Source organism: Bacillus paranthracis (assembly GCF_001883995.1).
GTDB lineage: Bacteria > Bacillota > Bacilli > Bacillales > Bacillaceae_G > Bacillus_A > Bacillus_A paranthracis.
Genome location: NZ_MACE01000013.1, coordinates 19765 through 36819, shown reverse-complemented (window position 1 = coordinate 36819; position 17055 = coordinate 19765). Strand labels below are relative to the sequence as shown.

Here is a 17055-nt window from a genome sequence, read left to right as displayed (position 1 = left end):
TTTGCATGTTTATTCATTTAAAAAATTACTAATCCGATTATTTTGGAAGAATATACATTAAAATTGTATATTTAATCTAAAATAACATAAAAAGGTAAAGCGTATTTTAAACGCTTTACCTTTCTTTTTTGTAATAAATAAGTGTAGTTTTATCATTTAATTTCTTAGTTACTTCTGTTCTTTTATATCCCATCTTTTCGTATAGAAAACAATTTCTTTCTTCTTCTAAAATCGTAGCAAGTTCAAAACTTCGTGCTTCTGGAAACATCTCTTCAATTAAAATAAGTACCTTCTGAGCAATTCCTTTCCCTTGATAGATTGGATGAATAAACATTGGACTGATCCAAAATTTATAAGGTAGTTCTTTTTGGGATATACATATCGCTCCAACAAGTTTCGAATCTATTATCATCTTATAAAAATTACTGCTAGGATTATTTATTCTAAAAATAGTTTTTTCAATAGGTTCATTTGCTGGGTTTGTTTCGTAGTCTTTATATTTATGTAATAAAGGGCTAAATGAGTCTATTTGCATTTGAAATAAAACTGCTGCATCACTTTCTGTTGCCTTCTCTAATGTAATCTCCATCTACCAATTTAGTCGTTTTCTTAATGAAGTTATATGAGCTGTATGATGACGACCATGCCATGCATATAGTCCAATTGCAACAGCAAGTTTTGTTTCACCAGTATCTGGATGGTTAAATGTCTTTTCTAGATCTTCAAGTTCTAAAGAATATAAAAGGTTAACCCATCTTTTATGTAATGACTCTAACATTACTAATGAAACATCTACTGGTAATTTAGAATCAGGTAATTCTGCCCACTTTTCTTCTTTATATGGTTTAATCGTTGGATTCTTTTCTGTTAGTGCTAATTTAAAGCGTATATAGCTATTCATGTGGCTGTCAACAACGTGATGGACTACTTGACGAACTGTCCATCCACCAACGCGGTACGGTGTGTCTAACTGCTTCTGATCTAAATCTTTAATAGCTTTCGTTAGTTCATTAGGTAAATCTTCAATTTCTTGAATCCATGTATCTATCATTTCTTCCGTTATAGGACGTTTGTATGTAAATTGCCCAATTGGATATCGTAAATCATTCATGAATAAGTCCCCCTTCTTATAAGCGCGAATTATTTCTCCAAATATAATGTACAAAATTCACCTGTTCCCCATTTAATTGTACAGATGTTGTATCTGCTTCGTTTTGATAAGAAGAAAATCCGCTTTTTTCTAGTACAATTTGTGATGCAAGATTATTAGAAGTTGTTTTAGCATGAACCTCATTAATTTCATTATTTTTTGCTACGTCTAAAATTAATTTTACGGCTGCAGTTGCAACTCCTTTTTTAGTAAATTTTTCTCCGACCCGATAACCTAACGAACTGATTCGAGTCTCCGAATCTATATCTACTAAATTTATTCTCCCTACAATTTCATTTTCTTCGTTACGAATTAAATAAAAATAAGATTCTCCATCCGCCTGTTCTATTAATAAATTATCTAGTAGTTTTTGGAAATATTCAAAATCAAAATATTGCGAGCCACGATTAGGTACCATTGTTTCAAAAAAAGACTTATTCGTAAGTTCAAACGTAAATAAATCCTTAGCATCGTGTTTCTTTAATTGTTCTATGTATATTTTCATCTCGATTACCCCTCCTATATCTACTAACTGCTATATATTCGTTTTTAATCAACTACTTTCCTGCTATTTCTTTCGTTTCAGTAACACAGCAAGTAGCACTTTCGGATGAAAAAGATGAAATGGACTACGAATTAAATTCATTACTTTTACTAATCGAATATAAACATCAGAATCAGTTGCAGATAGTTGATATATTTGTTTCGTATACCATAGCTGAAATTTTTGTTTTATCGTTAATTCTCTTTTTAACTGTGGATGACGTGATATTTCCGTTGTTGTCATTTCCCAAGGAGTTTGTATGATATGAGCGGTCTCTTTATAAAACTGCTGTGTAAATGCATGATCGAGCTTTTGTCTCCTTTGTAAAAGTAACTGCAATTGGTGAGCTTCCATAGCTGCAACTGAAACACCTTGCCCGAAAACAGGATCAAAACGACAATGTGCATCTCCAACTACTAACAATCTTTCGGGTAGATTATTCACTAAATCAAATCGCCGACGTACTTGATACGGAATTTTGTACGTTTTGATATCTGAAATTGCCTCCGCTTTATTTAGGAAATCTGTAACATTGGAGATTGATAGATTTTCAGCAAAATTATAAAATTCCTCATCTGTTTGTGGTGCTTTCTCACTTGCATACCCGCTGAAAGTAACAAAATAACGATTATCCTCAATCGTTTGAATAAGAACACCATGCGGATTGTCAGGGAAACTTGGAGACATTAGCATATTACAACAGTCTAACTCCTCATTTTCTTTAAGTTTAAACATTTTCGTTGCGTAAAATAAATCAATACGAACTTTCTCTTCTTGTACTTCAATTTCGTATTCTCGTAGCCACTCTATACTTTTTGAACTAAATCCACTTGCATCAACAACAATATCTGCATGTATTTCTTCTTGTGTGTCTGTCTCTAAACATTTAACTTTTACACCACATACTTTGTTAGCTTTTCTGTCTACTATTAACCTTTCCACTAGTGTTTTAAATTTACTGGTGATATTTGAAATTTGATATATTCGTTTTTGAATATGCCATTCAAGCAAAAACCTACTTTGTTGAATCATATGTACTTCCCCTATGAACGGCTGTTTCCATAGACCAAATTGATGCCATTTTAAATCGCGAGTAAAGTTATTTACGATACTACCTGCTTTTATTAATTCATTCATAATATTAGGAAACAATTCTTCAATTGCGTTTTCTCCACCTTTTAATAACACATGAGGATGATTACTTTGTGGAACTCTTTTTCTCGAAGACTTTCCATCCCATCTTTCACCAGCTTCTATAATGATTACTTCTTTAAAAGAAGTTGATAATGCTTTTGCTGCGAACTTTCCTGCCATACTTCCACCAATAACGATAGCCTTATTAAACATGTTTTCCCCCTTAATAAAAAGAGATCCTGCCTTGTATGAATGAAACAGGATCTTAAACAAATTAACTTCTTTATCATTATACTTAAAATACATCAGTAAATTGCAACGTTAAAATTAAAATACCTAATCCCCATACGTAATACGCGAATACTTTTAAAGAGTGACGTTTTAAATATTGAATCATCCATGAAACGGCTATGTATCCAAAAAACGCTGCTGATAACGTTCCGACAATTAAAGATGTACTAGAAATAGATTCTGCTTTCCCTTGAAAAACATCTGCAAATTGCAAAATGATAGCTCCGACAATGGCTGGCGTTGATAATAAAAAAGAAAAGTAAGCAGCAGTTTCGCGGTCTAACTTCCTCCATAATGCAGCGACGATTGTCATACCAGAACGAGAAATTGCCGGAAAAATAGCTGCCGCTTGAAATGAACCGATGATAAATGCGTCTTTATATGTAATGTCGTCCATTTTTTTACGACCATTCTTTTGTTTATCTGCCATGTAGAGGAAGAATCCTGTCACTAAAAACTCCCAACCAATCGTAATACCTGTTTTTGAAATATCCTCAAAAAAGTCTTTAAATAACAACCCGATTACAACTGCGGGTATCGTTCCGACAATAAGTAGTAGCATCAGCTTTGAAAACGGATTTTTGATTAAATATATAAATTCTTTTTTGTAATAAATAAAGACTGCAAGTAAAGTGCCGATATGCAGCATCGTATCTAAAAACAATCCTGCTTCATCTAATTGAAACAAATGCCTTCCTAAATAAAGATGACCTGTACTACTTATCGGTAAAAACTCTGTTAAACCTTGTATGATCCCTAATATAAAAGCTTCTAACCAATTCATGATGGGCCCCTTTCTTGTTTGCTTGTACCAATATATGAAGGTTAAATTTTCGATATGAAAAAAACTATATTTCTCTATGAATTTACTTTCAATCCATGGATATATATGTAAAAAGGGATGAGGAGGCTTACTATGCGGAAACATACAAAATTCGGCAATGTATTACTGTGGATAGGACCTATCCTTGTATTTGTAGGGTTATGTATGACAAATGTTATTTCTGATATTCCTTTCTTTTTTGGAAAACATAAAACAATTGGAATTGTACTTATATGTATAGGTGTAGTTTGTTTTATTGTTGCTAATCATTTAAAAAAAGGAGAAAAATATGAGGGCTAAATCTAAATAAAAAAACAATCCCAGTATATGTGCTAGGATTGTTTTTTTATTGCTTATTTATAGAATACTTTATCAACGTTATATTTTGCTTTGTATTCGTTAATGATATATGTTTCGTAAATTTCTCTTTCAGTTGGATCTTCTACGATACATGCATCAATGCGGTATACTTCATCACGGTGATTTTTGATTGGAGAAACATTATCTTCAAAATGCTTCTTAATACGTTGTCTAATTTTACGAGCTTTACCTACGAAAAGTAGTTCGTCATTAATATTGTAAAACATAAAAATGCCGCCTTTATCTCTAGGGAACAAGTGGAAATCGATAAAACCATTGATTGGCGTAATTCTTGGCTCGTCTCCTCTAATAACTTGTTTACGTTCAGTAATTGTAACATCAACTTCAGGGATACTAATTTTAATCAAGTTCATTCACGTCCTCTTTTATTATAAAGATAAATAATAGCATACATATGTAAGAAAAGCTACGTTCATAGGCATATTTCATTTTATAATTCAAATATTATAGGTGTATCATGTAAACTCTTCTTCCAAATCATATGATCACTTGATTCTCCCCAATAATCTTTCAGTACATAACTAGGCTCTCCAAACTTCTTCGTCCATATACTTTGTGCTTTTTTGTAGCCACTATCTAAACAGAATTCTGTTATTCCTCTGCTAAGTAACGTAAGAAACATTGTGTTTAGTAGCAAACTTCCAATACCCTTTCTTTGATACTCTGGCAGTATAAAAACAGTTCCTATTTCATACAAATCCTTAAGTACACCGCCTGTACAACTATTAATCAACGTACTTGCTGGACCAACTTCAATTGTTCCGATGATTTTATCGTTATTTGTATCAATTGCTAATAAAAAGTAACGTTTTTCTCCATTACTATCAAAATCTGTTTTCAAATATTGCTTTTTCATGTTAATTTCATTTTCTATGTCATCCAATAGTTGTGATAATCCTTCGTCTTTATATGTATTCGTAATAACTATACAGAAAAATAAGTGTAGTTCCTCTAAATCATCCGAATTTGGTCTCCTAATTGCAACGTTATACATGTTTTAAGTCTCCATTCTATACAAGTGTTAAAACCATACTCTATATACTCTATTCAACAATATTCTACAAAGCCCTGCATAGATCCAGCAGTATAGAAAACTCAGTATAAATATTGATAAAATAATTTTTATATCCATAGTTGTATGAATAGTAGGACCAAGTACTGGAAAACGGAAAATATCGAGAACTATCATAATTCCTATAAGTAGACAAATTGCAGAAAAGGAAACAACCCAAATTCTCCTCTTGAATTGTATAAAGGAAAGCCCTAAGGCTATACCTAATAAACCTGTAGTAAAAGGAAAAACAATTAGTTCACTTGGCTCAATAATAAATAATAGGAGAATAGTAAGGAAATAAGAAAGTACTCCCTCACGAATAGAGTAGCAAATCGCCAAAAAAATTGGTAACGTCGCAAAAGGGCTAATAAATAACCCTATACCAGGAATTAAGTTACCTGCTGCTTGAAACATGGTGGCCAAAGCACTCATTAAAGCTGTAATGACTACTTTATTTGCTAGGGATAATTTTCTTTTATGAACAAAGTCCCCATTATTCTTTATCATAAGTTGACACCAATAACGTACAAATCGATTCATCAAAATACCCCCTAAAGATATCTCATCCATCACTTTCTATCTTATTCATACACTAGTGGTTTATGAGCTGTGTTCTACTTGTAATGAGTTACTATACAATAAAAGGCTTTTAGGGGGAGAACTTGTACGTTTTAAAACAAAGGGAATTCCTTGTACGATTAAACTACGAGTGTATATCGTATTAAGGGATAATTTCAAAAATGGTACCTTTGTTAAAATCAGTTACTTTCATAGAACCGTAAACTCCTAAATATAACCTAGTTTGATCCAAATTTGTTCCTAAACTCATATAATAAGCTGATTGCGTACCAAAATCATAATCAGTTTCAATAACATGAAAATCAGTATGTTTACCATCTGTACCTGCTCTAGTATATGCTAATACACCTTTAACTGGCGGCCGAGACTCTTCTTTTCTAGCAAGGTCAGTAAACACAACACTACCATGTAAATTCGGGATTGCAGTTCCCATATATGGTTGAACGCCTGTTAGTGAAGTTCCTCCAAACTTATCCGGTCTTGGATCTTTATGAAAATAACTAATGAGTGGCTGAATTCGCTTCACTGATGTTTCTATTGTTTCATTATAATAAGCCATTGTTCTCTCATCAAAAGTAGGATTTTCAGAACAGTGTTTTATAAAAGAAGTAGGCAATTCTCCTTCCCATCCTCTCCAACCAAAATTAATAAATCCATCTTGATTGGGGGTGAGTCTCATTACATGCATTTGAACAAGTTCGGTAACCCGGATTGGTTTATATTGAACAAATGAAAAAATAGACTCTACAATATCCTGTCCGACATTACCTGCATATTTAATATACTGATTATAAAACCTTTGGAATGAAATACCGGTTATATTACGAACACCTTTCGCAATTACTGTAAGTGTTTCTTGTATAGATAGAGGAAGTTCATTAAAGCGTGTAACGACTGGAGGATTATTTATGAATGTATTTTTACTTACATCGATTTCAATAATTTTACCTGCTATTTCTAAATCATCTTGGCTTAAATTGAACGGATCATAACCCGAGCCACCATCTCCATTTGTAAAAACAAGTTTCCCCGTCTCTGGAGAAAAGTTTAAAGTATTTACTCCATTATGATTAAAAAATGGGCGTTTTATATTAAGTAATGTTCTACGTTTTTGAGGGTGACCGTTTGATTGTAAAATCCATTCTTCAATTGTATCGATATGATCATATTGCGTATCTCTATTTAGCCATTTTAAATTTAAAGTTTTCGGGTCACAAGGATTCGGTTTAAATTGTTCAGAAAGTGCACTAGGTCCTTGAGTGCCAGCGACAGAATAATGAAGATAAAATAAACCGTTTTGATAAAATTGTGGATGAAATGCTAGTCCTAGCAATCCTCGTTCATCATAACCACTACTAGAGACACCTTCTTCAGATGTGCCTAATTTTATAATTCGCGGACGAATATTTAAAAATGTTTTTATGACGCCATCTCCTATGTAGAAAACCTCTCCTAATTGCGTTGCAATAAATAGCCTTTCAGCCGATTCACCTGGAAGAATTGCTGTTTTTATTACAGTGGGTAAATTGATGTTATGAACAATGGGTCGTAAACGAACTTTAACTTTTGTCAATTAACTTTACACCCCTTTATATTCTTTTTAATAGGAGAGTATGATTAGAGGGATCTTATTAGTATCAAAAAGAGAAATTCCTTTTTATTACAATTTTGTATATAATATAATTATAAATAAACTAGGAGGGCTACTTATGACACTTTTACTACAAATCATCTTACCGCTTATATTTGCACTATATTTATTTACCCTCTATCGTAATACAACTATTGGAAAAGCTGCTTTTCTTTTAGCGGTCATTATTGGGATTTTTGGATTAGAGAACATTTTTCAGCATGCTAATCTAACAGATCATGCTATTTATCCATATTGGGGCAGTTTGAAGGCTGTTGTTATTATTTTATCAGTCGTATTTCTATTTAAAAAAGATGGTTTAACAAGAAAATATTGATTTATAATAAAGAAATGTTTATGTAAAAACAAGAAGGGATGTGTTACATATGTCTATAAATATTATTTCTATAGTTTCTATAATAATATGGATTGTGTTGATTACAGAACTTATAAAACCTTCAAAAGAACAGAATGGACGAAAAATAGTAATGTTATTAACTGCTGGTTCCGCATCAACACTTATTTTGACGATTTCATTTATTCAAAATATCTCGTTTTGGGATTGATAGTGATATAACTAGCAAAAATATGTATGCATAAAAAAGATTAGGACCGTACATCTCTAATATGTACGGTCCTTTTGTTTACTAGCGGTTCACTTATAAGTATTACAACTTGAATTTCTTTTTAAGATTCTTATATTTTCTATACGAACGTCTAACAATGTTTAACATAAAATACGGAATTTTAACAGGGAAAGGCAATTTATAAATGAAAGGCAAATAAAATGTAAAATATGCCTTTTCTAGATCTCTCCACTTACTATCTTCATTTGTTTTTAAGAAATCAGATACATCGACTACATATCCCCTTCCTTTTTCCATCATCACATTTTTTCCGTGAACATCGCAGGGGGTTAATCCTTGTTCTCTTGCATACTCTAAAGCTTTATTGATATCAAGGATCACCTGCTTAGGGATTTTAATCCCTTTATGAACAGCATCGTATAAGGTAATTTCTTTTAACCGTTTCAATACTATGAAATTTTCTCCTTTATAAATAAGCTTTGAATAAGAAGGATGATTTCCGATTTTGCGGTATACTTCTGATTCTTTTTCAATGCCTTCTCCTTCTCGTGCGTAAACTTTCACTACCCAATCTTTGTATTCTTTGTGCATGAATACTGCGGCATAATTACCTTTCCCTAAACACTTCCAAAGTCTGGGAATATCTTTAACTACTACAGGCTCGGATTCATCCTCGCTTCTTATGCTTATCTCTTTTAATAATTCATTCTTTATCAATCCCACAAAACAATTTATACTCATCATTTCCACTCCGGTTTTGCTAAAAGTGGGCCTGCCCACATTTTAACGAAAATATACACTAAGCGAATTTTAGCATAAAACTGGTCCTCTTTCTTCTTCAAATAAAAAGATGACTCGTTTTATTTGAACTGTTGAATACTTAATATGTATTCCGCTATTCAGAGCCAAAAACCATACAACAAAAAAATATTTCTAACTATTTTCATTTTTTCAGAGGCAACTGTATAGAGCTTTTCTTAGTGCAAGTTCTCTTGGTTCATTGACCCTGCCAAATCCATGTTTGATTTTTAGTAGTGTTCAATTCTTGTTCCGCTAATATCTTTGTTAGCTAACACTTTTATCTCGCTTTAATGGGCAGTAAGACCCCCCACCTCAAAATTCAGAAAAAGTAAAGAAGTTAGGTGAGGGATTAACTGCCCATAAAAGTCCGATTGGTTCAACTAATAATCAGTGGGGATGAAGAAAACCCCCACTGATTAAAGTTTCACTTTATTGTTTTAATAGTCTTTTGTTTAATTCCCACAATGCTGTTTTGTTGCTATCCCACTTCAAATACGTTACGGCTTCCTCAAAGCATAACCATTTATAATGTAAGTGTTCTTTAGATAATGAGATGTTTTTTGTAGGTACTTTAACTCCAAACGAAAATTCTTTTATTACATAAACGTCATCTCCCCAAAGGAATTCTCCAACTACATCCTCTACTGGTAGTGAAGACACAGAATCTAATTGTATATATGAACATTCTCTTGTAATACCAGCCTCTTCAAACGCTTCACGTTTTGCTGATTCAATAGGAATCTCACCGTCTTCTCCACCACCAGCTATTCCTTGCCAATAACCATAATCACTTCGGTTGAAAATCGCATATTGAATAGAATCGTCAGTTTTTATATAAGGAAATATTAATACTTGATATGGTGCTCTCATTACTTAACCTCCTCTCAAAAAAAGCTTTAAATAAATAGAAATAAAGAGCAAACATCACAATTCTACATTAATAATGCACGTTCATGGTGTCGGCTCTTTATTTTTAAAGAATTTCATTTTTCGTAAACAGTCTTACTCTGAACGGAGAAAAAACTACTTATTTCCTATCGAATTTGCTTAGTGTATTTTTTCATACCCGATGTTATTCAATTGCGCCCGCAACGTCATAATCATTTAAATCTAACTCAATTGGTTGTCCCAGCGCTAACTTAGCAAGTTCTGATCCTAAATATGGACCTGCAGTTAAACCTGAGGCACCTAATCCGTTTGCAACGAGAATACCTTCAAAGTTAGGAAGCGGGCCAATTACAGGTAAGAACCCTGGTGTGAATGGTCTAAATCCAACTCTCGTTTCAAGCATAGTAGCATTTTCTAAGCCAGGTGCAACTGTTAATGCTTTATGGAATACTTCATTTAAACCACCAGCCGTTACACGGTGATCGAAACCAATATCATTCTCATGTGTTGCACCAATTACGACATGGCCATTGTCAAATGTTAAAATGTATTGATCATTTGGCGGCATAACAACTGGCATATTTTCTGTTGCTATATTTTCCATTTGCAGGTGAACAATTTGTCCTTTTTGGAATGTAACTAAGAAGTTAATTCCTAATGGGTTTAAGATTTCGTTCGCCCATGCACCAGCCGTTACAATAACCTTCTCTGCTAAAATTGTTTCATCGTTTACTTTAACTCCCGTAATTTGACTACCTTCACGGACTAATACTGCATTGCCTTTTATAAAAGTTGCACCATGTTTTTTCGCAGCACTTATTAATGCATTACGTAATAACCTTCCATTTACTCGTGCAGCACCACTAATATGAACAGAACTAAATTCTTCTGATAATGCTGGGAATAATTTTTTTGTTTCTTCAGCTGATAAGCGATTGATTTCACCAATCTCTGGGGCATCTTCACGACGTTTATACGCTCGCTCTTCCATTTGATCTAGTTTTTTCTCATCAGTATGTAAACTAATTGCACCTACACGGTTGTAACCTGTATCCGTTTCACCGTCGTCTTCTAATTGCTGAATTAACGAAGAATAGTAACGTGCACCGCCTTTAACGATTTTATACCATGCTTTATTACGACGTTGCGAAAGCCATGGACAGACAATACCTGCTGCTGCATCTGTTGCTTGACCTACTTGTTGGCGATCCACGATAGTAACGTTCGCGCCAACCTTAGCAAGATGGTAAGCAGTAGACGCACCTAAAATTCCCGCTCCAACTACAATATACGATTTCATTTCAAACACCTTTTCTCTTTTACTAATTATATAAATATAAGAACATCCCTTAGTATAATGGAAGGAATACTTTTTTCAATGTACTCATCGCAATTAATTGTTGCATCATTGTGACTTTCCTAATCTTATTTTTTCTTTTTGCGGAATAAATCAATTGTTTTATAGCCTTGTGATAGAACCTCAATCATCTTTTCAAAACGTTTTTCACGTGTTTTTTCTTGTTTGACAGAAAACAGATTACGTGCCCAATCTTTTTTGTATCCAGGTGTTAAACTTTGATAAAACTTAAGTTCATTTGGATGATTAGCTAATAAAGCTTCAACATCTTGAATTCGATCTGCATAATCAGCTACACATTGGCTCATTGCAGGCGTTTTCGTCGCTTTTTTCTTCTCACGCTTTAAACCTACAACAGTAAAGATGTCATCCATACTTACCATTCGCGCAAATTTAATATCGCTTTCTCCCACATATCCATCTTCTCCAACGTTTAATGCTGGAAACATCTCATCACGGTGAATAAACGTACTGTAGCGAGAATTACCTTTTTTCGGATATGCGAAGAATATGTATCCTTTTTCAATTAATAATTCTTTATTACTAATAATATAATTCGTTTGTTTCACCATTTCATCCAGTGTTTCTACAAAAATAAAAATGGCATCGTGTTCTTTTGAAAATACAGTTTCTTTTCCTGTAAAAACTTCGTAATCACTTGGTTCATTAATAACAACCATATTCGTATACTTATTAAGTTTCAATTTATCGATAATTGACATGAAGATCTTCCTTTACATTCAAAATTCATTGTTTATACTTTTTCATACTGTTCTAGTGTATTATATCTATTAAGAAAATCAAACTTTAATAGTTGTTTTAAATTAAATTAATAAAATAGCCGGTTCTTATTCAGAACCGGCTAGCTATTCGCGTTATCATAACTCAATAGCAAATAAAGTATATAAAAGCTCTCTATATTGCTCTTCTGTAATTTCACGTTTCGCTTTTTCGCCATGAACTATTTCAGTGAAACTAGTATTGGTTAAAGAGACATGACCAGATTCCGTCAATTTCACTGCAATTGGTCCTTTATTGAAAATAGATTTCTCATCTTCTACTACTCTTTTTTGAACATCATTCACTACTGCCTCATCAATGATACGATTATAAAAAGCATGACATACTTTCCACTCACCGTTTGTATCTTTTCTTTCTAGAACGTAATTCCCTTTACTCGTATCTTTTCGTCTCACTCGATACGTACCATTTTTAGAAGAAACAGCCTCACCAGTAAAAGGTACAGGGACTAGAGGTACTAATGAAGCAATACCTACATCAATTACGTATCGTACGTTATCATAATTTAGAATAATCGTTATATGCCCATCCTCGAGTGCCCAAGTGTTTATATCATTTTTATATACGGTACCTAATGCGAGTTGTACATCATAACCACAATCTTTTAAAAAGTAGTACAAAAGAGTATTTAATTCATAACAAAGTCCGCCGCGGGATGTACTTAAAATTTTATTCTGTAAATTTTCCATAGTAATTGTATTCGTGTTACTTGCTATAACATCTAAATTCTCAAATGGTATAGTGTGTGCAAATGCAAAAAGAATTGTATTTAATTCTTCAAACTTCACTTTAGTACGCTTTGCAAGATTCAATCTTGTAAAAAGCTTATGTTGTAGACTTGTCATAGTCAGCACCCCTTAAAATATATAAGTTAAAATAGTATATGCTGATTGTAAATTCGATGGGGTACTAAAACAATGTACATTTCATTTAACTGTACCGGTACAAAAAGTCTAACCAACAAGATTACTTAAGATAAGAAGCTACGAATACAAATGTAATAGTTTGTCTATAGGTAAATTATTATGATCGCTTAAATCAACAAAATACTGAAGCTGCCACATTTGGCTCTTTTTAGCTTGGTTGCTAACAGGGGTATCCCAGATCGGATAAATCCTCATAGCCATCTTGCCTTTTTGATTTTGTGTTCTCAAGATTTTTTCTTTAAGAAGAATTTCTTTAGGGAAAATAAATTGTCCTAGTTTATTATCATCTATACAAGTGATAACTAATAAGTCGGTAGCAGCGTCATAAGAAAACGCTCGATTCTGCATATTGTCATCTTTCTCCCAAAAAGAAACAAATTGACCAATTTTATTAGGAGTAATTTTTGATTTTCTAAAACGAATGGTTTTGTTATTTAAGTGAAATATACATCCTGCATATTCTGCGTTTTGCTTTTCTTCTTTTAGATTCGTAATTATTAAATTGTTAGGTTTGTAAATTATGTTGTTTAAGTTTTGTATCGTATCAATATAACTGTTCAAGAAAACTCCCCCTTTATTCATTTCTTAGTTTAACACAAACATCAGTTCTTATATGTTATAAATAATAAGTGATGTGAAAAAGAAGGTAATTTTACTGGGGTATTGTTATTACTTTAATGTACTTAGTTTTTCAATTGCTTGTTGTTCAGTTGCTAAGTAAAAAATATCTTTACCTTTATTACATTCATAAATAAAATCCTTTAAGCTTTTACTAGTATACATAGAGAAATCTCCAACAATAGCAAATTTCACCTTGTAGTTTATAAACTTTTGAAGGATATCGCCCGCAAGACGTGTTTTTAGATCAAAGAAATCTTCACTTATTAAAGATTTATGGATAATAATATGCTTCGCATCTATCTCATATTGAACAGTTGCCATAGTATCTAATGCAGATTGAACATCGGATATTAATACCTTATCATTTCTAATGACCGCAATATTGATTCCATCGATTACTACTTTCTTTATTTCCATAGTCCCACCCCTTTATAATTTACACAATATGAGTAAAATTGTTTTACAAAACTTCGTATGAATCATAGATTAAATTAGCTGTAGCTTTTAAAATTGCCTCTATTTTTTATTACTAATACGGTCAATGAAATTAATTTTACTTGTTAAAAAAATATTGTGGCGTAACATAACTTAACAAGCTATCCAAAGTGTTAATCTCGGCATATGGTTGTATTTTGGTAGTATTCTTGATTTTCTGAGGGTTAAACCACACACCTTTTATATTTGCATTTTGAGGACCAGCAATATCCTTTTCTAAGTCATCTCCAATAAATAATACATCTTCTGGTTGCACATTAAGCTTATTTAATGCTAGTTCAAATATACGTTTATCCGGTTTACTAAATCCCACTTCTTCAGAAATAATGATCGTATCAAAGTAATTGTTTAAATTCGTGTTAATTATTTTAGCCCTTTGCCTCTGACTTGAGCCATTTGTTATAATTCCAATTTCAAAGTGCTTCTTTATATGATGTAAGAAATGAATAGTATTTTTGTCTATTGAAAAACATTTAGGGAAATTATTATTCCAAAAATCTTGGATATAATTGCGTGGCAATCTATACTTCGGCGGGAATTCATCAAACAACGATTCTAAAACTATTGTTTTATCACTCATGCCGTATTCCCTTTTATCATATTCTTTAAATTTCCGTAGCATATTGTTTTTAACTGTATCACTAACATCCTCATAACAATTTTCTAAAACAAATAAAAACAATTTATCTACTGCCATATCCCTATTAAGTAACGTATCATCTAAATCAAACAGCATAGCTTTATAACCCATCAAATAAATTCACAACCTTTCTATATTTCTTAGTTATCATCAAAAGTAATCAAAAAACAATTCATATCAAAGAACTCCTAATAGAACGCTATTCTAAGAGTTAAATCAAAAATCCTTTTTCTGTTTGTTAATTGATGTGAAAGTACATAATTTCAACTAAGGTAGTAGGTGAATTTTTTAATTATAATTTATAACTTTCAGATTAATTTGAAAGTATTTTGTGATAAGCTGTACGTAAAGATTAAATATAAAGGATGATTCGTATGCAAATTAGACCAAAGGCAAGTGAATATAACTCTTATTATGCTACGTATGTTAACTTAGTATCAGACGGAAATATCATACAAATTTTAGAACAACAAATAGAGGAAACGAATCTTTTATTAAAAGACATTTCTGATAGTGAGGGACTTTTTCGATATGCTCCTACTAAATGGAGTATAAAAGAAGTAATCGGCCATATTGCGGATACAGAACGTGTTATGGCGTATCGCTTGTTATCTATCGCTCGAGGCGAGACAGCAGAACTTCCAGGCTATAACGATGATATGTATGTTCTTAAAGCTGCTTTTGATAAGCAATCTATGCAAGATCTTCTTGAGAATTTAATAGTTGTTCGCCAATCTACCTTGCATTTACTGAAAAGCTTAGATAAAGACACTTGGTTACAAAAAGGATATGCGAACAAATCTGAAGTTACAGTTCGTGCATTAGCATACATCATAGCTGGACATGAGCTTCATCATCTACAAATTATAAAAGAACGTTATCTTGGTTCTAATGCATATCCAGTAAGTTAATACTTGAAGAAAAAGAGTCCCATTTATATAGGACTCTTTTTTGCTATTTATAAAATTCACCACGCAAGATGCAAACGAGCCCTTATACATAATTTTCTTCAGACTGATATACTATAAACACAATAGTTCTAGAAAGGTGATGATATTATGTATGAACAACAAAATAATAGGGATAGAGATCAAAAAATGATGTTTTTTATGCAAGGAGTTCCCACAAATAGAGTTAACATGAATCAATTGCCAAAATGGATTAGAATCTTCGGCTATTGTGCGTTTGGTTGGATGATACTATTTAGTTTCATTATGATTGTAGGTTTAATTCTGCAATAACGATACATTCAAAATGTTAACGGAACAGCATTTAGATTATACATCTAGGTAACAAGCTATTTTATTACCTAGATGTACTACCCATTCCTTTTCATCTTCATGAATGTCAATAAGTGCATTGAACATTCAGCTTGTGAAGAATAGTAATGAGGATGATATAGGATTGTACTCACAATCCTTTTGATTTGTTTTTGGATGATAAAACATGTTTCTCTACTCTTTCATATTGAGTAAGTAATTGCCTAATAAAAGATAATTTTGGTACTAACCAATGCGAAAATACCGCTGAAATACATCCTATTAAAGCCCCTACTGCAACATCAAAAGGATAATGAACCCCTACCCAAATACGAGAGATCGCTACACAAAGTGCAAGTATAAGCCATAGCCATCCAGTTTTTTTACGAACAAGCCAAAACGAAAAACAAATCGAAAAAAAGAGAATCGTATGGTCACTAGGAAATGAATTATCTACAGCATGGTCGACAAGTTTATTAACATCAGGCAATACTGCAAACGGTTGATAATTCAGATGGAATTTCCCTGCTATTTTTCCAATCACCTCAGCAATTACAAAAGCAACCATCGCTTGAATAACCATCATCCTACTTTTTCTAGATCCAATAAACCAATAAGTTAAAATAATTAAAGCTAAAATATATACCATATATTCTGCCAAAAATACTATGGCCGGGTTTAGGAATGAATATTGTTTACCTAAATCATTAATGGCTCGAAAAATATCGATATTGAATTGAGAAAAAGACATTTCAAATCCCTCCTTATTAGTAAGGTGTCTTACTGATTGCCATATACTTTTATTACATGGATAGTGTTGGTTATTGTACCCACCTAAAAATACCAACCTCTTATGACACCGCTTTCTTCTTTTTCACTTTAATAAAAAAAGAAAAAGGAAAACATCGAACTTTCTTACAATCATTCATGCATTCTTACAGTTTTGTCATTTTCTCGTCACTTTGAAAATAGATTCATCGTCTTGCCTTTTGCTATATTCATAAACCCGTATATCTACAATTACGGAAACCCTAATCACACATAAAAAAGAGAAGAACCTTGGCGAGTTCTTCTCTTTTTGATTGATTAAATTG

General features: G+C 32.4%; 22 protein-coding genes and 1 pseudogene. 5 read left to right on the top strand and 18 right to left on the bottom strand.

All coding sequences use genetic code 11. The features are described from left to right. Nucleotides 1-115: 115 nt before the first annotated feature. The 5 genes and pseudogenes from BAQ46_RS04060 to BAQ46_RS04040 all read right to left on the bottom strand — a co-directional run. Nucleotides 116-589, bottom strand: a pseudogene (locus BAQ46_RS04060) (GNAT family N-acetyltransferase); the annotation flags it as partial. Further along, nucleotides 590-1111, bottom strand: a complete 522-nt coding sequence (locus BAQ46_RS04055) for a YfiT family bacillithiol transferase (protein ID WP_000999076.1) — start codon at nucleotides 1109-1111, stop codon at nucleotides 590-592. It abuts the pseudogene before it with no gap. Between the two features lie 16 nt (nucleotides 1112-1127). After that, nucleotides 1128-1655 (bottom strand): GNAT family N-acetyltransferase, encoded by a 528-nt coding sequence (locus BAQ46_RS04050; RefSeq protein ID WP_000708333.1) that lies wholly within the window; start codon nucleotides 1653-1655, stop codon nucleotides 1128-1130. 63 nt (nucleotides 1656-1718) lie between these two features. Continuing rightward, nucleotides 1719-3041 (bottom strand): NAD(P)-binding protein, encoded by a 1323-nt coding sequence (locus BAQ46_RS04045; protein ID WP_071741650.1) that lies wholly within the window; start codon nucleotides 3039-3041, stop codon nucleotides 1719-1721. 82 nt (nucleotides 3042-3123) lie between these two features. Then, nucleotides 3124-3903, bottom strand: coding sequence for an undecaprenyl-diphosphate phosphatase (locus BAQ46_RS04040; RefSeq protein ID WP_001104267.1), 780 nt, complete (start codon nucleotides 3901-3903; stop codon nucleotides 3124-3126). A 132-nt stretch (nucleotides 3904-4035) separates the two neighbouring features. Between BAQ46_RS04040 and BAQ46_RS04035 the strand changes: the two genes are divergently transcribed. Next, nucleotides 4036-4242, top strand: a complete 207-nt coding sequence (locus BAQ46_RS04035; RefSeq protein ID WP_001225592.1) for a hypothetical protein — start codon at nucleotides 4036-4038, stop codon at nucleotides 4240-4242. A 53-nt stretch (nucleotides 4243-4295) separates the two neighbouring features. Here the strand turns inward: BAQ46_RS04035 and BAQ46_RS04030 are convergent, their stop codons facing one another. The 4 genes from BAQ46_RS04030 to BAQ46_RS04015 all read right to left on the bottom strand — a co-directional run bounded on the left by BAQ46_RS04030 (nucleotide 4296) and on the right by BAQ46_RS04015 (nucleotide 7529). Beyond that, nucleotides 4296-4676: a nucleotide excision repair endonuclease gene (locus BAQ46_RS04030; RefSeq protein ID WP_001048949.1), complete on the bottom strand. Its 381-nt coding sequence runs from the start codon at nucleotides 4674-4676 to the stop codon at nucleotides 4296-4298. A 77-nt stretch (nucleotides 4677-4753) separates the two neighbouring features. Continuing rightward, entirely contained in the window at nucleotides 4754-5317 is a 564-nt protein-coding gene (locus tag BAQ46_RS04025) for a GNAT family N-acetyltransferase (protein WP_071741649.1), read from the bottom strand. Between the two features lie 27 nt (nucleotides 5318-5344). Beyond that, a complete protein-coding gene (locus BAQ46_RS04020) occupies nucleotides 5345-5917 on the bottom strand; it encodes a YybS family protein (protein ID WP_001079219.1) in 573 nt (190 codons plus the stop codon). Nucleotides 5918-6098: 181 nt separating this feature from the next. After that, nucleotides 6099-7529 carry a PQQ-dependent sugar dehydrogenase gene (locus BAQ46_RS04015; RefSeq protein ID WP_000169972.1) on the bottom strand — a complete coding sequence of 477 codons (1431 nt, stop codon included), beginning with the start codon at nucleotides 7527-7529 and terminating at the stop codon, nucleotides 6099-6101. A 136-nt stretch (nucleotides 7530-7665) separates the two neighbouring features. On the opposite strand from BAQ46_RS04015, the gene BAQ46_RS04010 reads away from it, so the two are divergent. Both BAQ46_RS04010 and BAQ46_RS04005 read left to right on the top strand, forming a co-directional pair. Next, nucleotides 7666-7923: a hypothetical protein gene (locus BAQ46_RS04010; protein ID WP_071741648.1), complete on the top strand. Its 258-nt coding sequence runs from the start codon at nucleotides 7666-7668 to the stop codon at nucleotides 7921-7923. A gap of 49 nt (nucleotides 7924-7972) precedes the next feature. Next, nucleotides 7973-8152 carry a hypothetical protein gene (locus BAQ46_RS04005; protein ID WP_000026321.1) on the top strand — a complete coding sequence of 60 codons (180 nt, stop codon included), beginning with the start codon at nucleotides 7973-7975 and terminating at the stop codon, nucleotides 8150-8152. 102 nt (nucleotides 8153-8254) lie between these two features. Here BAQ46_RS04005 and BAQ46_RS04000 read toward each other — a convergent pair whose 3' ends face one another. The 8 genes from BAQ46_RS04000 to BAQ46_RS03960 all read right to left on the bottom strand — a co-directional run bounded on the left by BAQ46_RS04000 (nucleotide 8255) and on the right by BAQ46_RS03960 (nucleotide 14813). Next, on the bottom strand, nucleotides 8255-8917 hold the full coding sequence (locus BAQ46_RS04000) for a protein kinase family protein (protein WP_116777221.1): 663 nt from the start codon (nucleotides 8915-8917) through the stop codon (nucleotides 8255-8257). Between the two features lie 486 nt (nucleotides 8918-9403). Then, on the bottom strand, nucleotides 9404-9844 hold the full coding sequence (locus BAQ46_RS03990) for an NUDIX hydrolase (RefSeq protein WP_001202608.1): 441 nt from the start codon (nucleotides 9842-9844) through the stop codon (nucleotides 9404-9406). A gap of 202 nt (nucleotides 9845-10046) precedes the next feature. Beyond that, complete coding sequence (locus tag BAQ46_RS03985; protein WP_071741725.1) at nucleotides 10047-11162, bottom strand: NAD(P)/FAD-dependent oxidoreductase; 1116 nt, start codon at nucleotides 11160-11162, stop codon at nucleotides 10047-10049. Nucleotides 11163-11287: 125 nt separating this feature from the next. Then, nucleotides 11288-11941, bottom strand: coding sequence for a YdeI/OmpD-associated family protein (locus BAQ46_RS03980; RefSeq protein WP_000022240.1), 654 nt, complete (start codon nucleotides 11939-11941; stop codon nucleotides 11288-11290). Between the two features lie 156 nt (nucleotides 11942-12097). Then, nucleotides 12098-12865: an arylamine N-acetyltransferase family protein gene (locus BAQ46_RS03975; RefSeq protein ID WP_071741646.1), complete on the bottom strand. Its 768-nt coding sequence runs from the start codon at nucleotides 12863-12865 to the stop codon at nucleotides 12098-12100. 138 nt (nucleotides 12866-13003) lie between these two features. Beyond that, nucleotides 13004-13507 (bottom strand): MepB family protein, encoded by a 504-nt coding sequence (locus BAQ46_RS03970; RefSeq protein WP_071741645.1) that lies wholly within the window; start codon nucleotides 13505-13507, stop codon nucleotides 13004-13006. Between the two features lie 108 nt (nucleotides 13508-13615). Continuing rightward, nucleotides 13616-13984 carry a DUF4180 domain-containing protein gene (locus BAQ46_RS03965; RefSeq protein WP_071741644.1) on the bottom strand — a complete coding sequence of 123 codons (369 nt, stop codon included), beginning with the start codon at nucleotides 13982-13984 and terminating at the stop codon, nucleotides 13616-13618. Nucleotides 13985-14120: 136 nt separating this feature from the next. Next, nucleotides 14121-14813 carry an HAD family hydrolase gene (locus BAQ46_RS03960; protein WP_061130431.1) on the bottom strand — a complete coding sequence of 231 codons (693 nt, stop codon included), beginning with the start codon at nucleotides 14811-14813 and terminating at the stop codon, nucleotides 14121-14123. Nucleotides 14814-15076: 263 nt separating this feature from the next. On the opposite strand from BAQ46_RS03960, the gene BAQ46_RS03955 reads away from it, so the two are divergent. Continuing rightward, complete coding sequence (locus BAQ46_RS03955) at nucleotides 15077-15613, top strand: DinB family protein (protein WP_071741643.1); 537 nt, start codon at nucleotides 15077-15079, stop codon at nucleotides 15611-15613. A 147-nt stretch (nucleotides 15614-15760) separates the two neighbouring features. Further along, a complete protein-coding gene (locus BAQ46_RS03950) occupies nucleotides 15761-15943 on the top strand; it encodes a hypothetical protein (RefSeq protein ID WP_000273226.1) in 183 nt (60 codons plus the stop codon). 169 nt (nucleotides 15944-16112) lie between these two features. On the opposite strand, the gene BAQ46_RS03945 is transcribed toward BAQ46_RS03950, so the two are convergent. Then, complete coding sequence (locus BAQ46_RS03945; protein ID WP_071741642.1) at nucleotides 16113-16712, bottom strand: undecaprenyl-diphosphatase; 600 nt, start codon at nucleotides 16710-16712, stop codon at nucleotides 16113-16115. Nucleotides 16713-17055 lie beyond the last annotated feature (343 nt).